The 1,464-nt window shown below is 71.2% G+C and carries 1 protein-coding gene; it reads left to right on the top strand.

Annotated elements, in window-relative coordinates; translation table 11 throughout:
- Positions 1 to 1,221, top strand: a 1,221-nt coding sequence (locus tag ACWGIU_RS30830; RefSeq protein WP_453711320.1) for an ERAP1-like C-terminal domain-containing protein, incomplete at its 5' end; no start/stop codon positions are given.
- Between the last annotated feature and the right edge of the window lie 243 nt (positions 1,222 to 1,464).

The following is a 1,464-nucleotide window of genomic DNA, read 5'->3' as shown; positions in this document are numbered from 1 at the left end:
GCCGACATCTGGTTGCGCACCACCGGCATCGACACCCTCACCCCACGCGTCGAGGAATCCGAGGGCCACCCCGACACCGCCGCCGGCTGGACCCTCTCCGTCGACCGCCACGGCAGCCGCCCCCACCACATCGCCGTCGGCGTCTACGACCGCGACCCCGTCGACGACCGCTTCCTCGAACTGCGCGAGCTCCTCGACCTCGACATCCCCTCCGACGAGATCATCTCGGCCACCGGAGCCCGCCCGGCCCTCCTCGTCCTCAACGACGTCGACCTCACCTACGCCAAGGTCCGGCTCGACGAGACCTCCGTCGCAACGGTCCTGAGCAACCTCTCCGGCATCCCCGACGCCCTCACCCGCGCCGTCGTCTGGAACGCCCTGCGCGACATGGTCCGCGACGGCGAACTCGCCCCCCACGACTACCTGGCCACCGCCTCGGCGCACCTGCCCGAGGAGGACGACCTGGCCATCGTCCAAGGCGTCCTCGCCTTCGCCCGCACCCAGGTCACCGTCCGCTACCTCGCCCCCGAACAACAGACCGCCGCGCTCGCCACCCTCACCACCATCGCCCGCGACCTGCTCCGGCGCACCGAGGACGGCTCCGAGCCCGGCATGCGGCTGACCGCCGTACGCACCCTCGTCGACAGCGCCACCCAGCCCGACACCATCGCGGCCTGGCTCACCGACGACACCGTCCCCGGCGGCCCCGCACTCGACCCCGAACTGCGCTGGCGCATCCTCGGCCGCCTCGCCGTCCTCGGCGCCGTCGGGGAGTCGGAGATCGACGCCGCTCTCGCCGCCGACACCAGCGCCACCGGTCAGGAAGGCGCCGCCCGCTGCCGCGCCGCCCTCCCCACCCCCGAGGCCAAGGCCGCCGCCTGGGACCGCCTCTTCCACGACGACAGCCTGTCCAACTACCTCTTCAGCGCCACCGCCCAGGGCTTCTGGCAGCCCGAACAGACCGAACTGCTCACGCCGTACGTCACCCGCTACTACCCGGAGGTCGTCGCCCTCGGCGCCCGCCGCGGCCCGGCCATCGGCGAAGCCGCCGGCCGCTGGGCGTTCCCCGCGTACGCCATCGACGACTCCAACCTCAGGGCCGGCCACACCTGCCTCAAGAACCCGGACATCCTCCCCCTCCTGCGCCGCAAACTGGTCGACCAACTCGACGACCTCGCCCGCGCCCTCAAGGTCCGGTCAAGCCCCAAGACAGAAAACTGACCGAAACCCGAAACCCGAAAGCCGAAAAACCGGGCTCCGGGAGCCGAAATCCAGGGCCGATAACCGGGAGTTGGGGGCCGAAAACCGGGAGTCGGGGCAGGGGATCCGGGGCGCCAGGGCGAGGAAGCCAGGGACGGGGACGGGGCGGGGTGTTGTCCGGGACGTAGAACGTGATTTGTTGGCGCGGAAACAGCCCGTACAAGGCACCACCGCCAAGGCGCCATAAATCATGCAGTCCCGGAC

Source organism: Streptomyces sp. NPDC054840 (assembly GCF_053611065.1).
The sequence above is the reverse complement of the archived record's forward strand: the minus strand, read 5'-3'. Positions and strand labels throughout refer to the sequence as shown.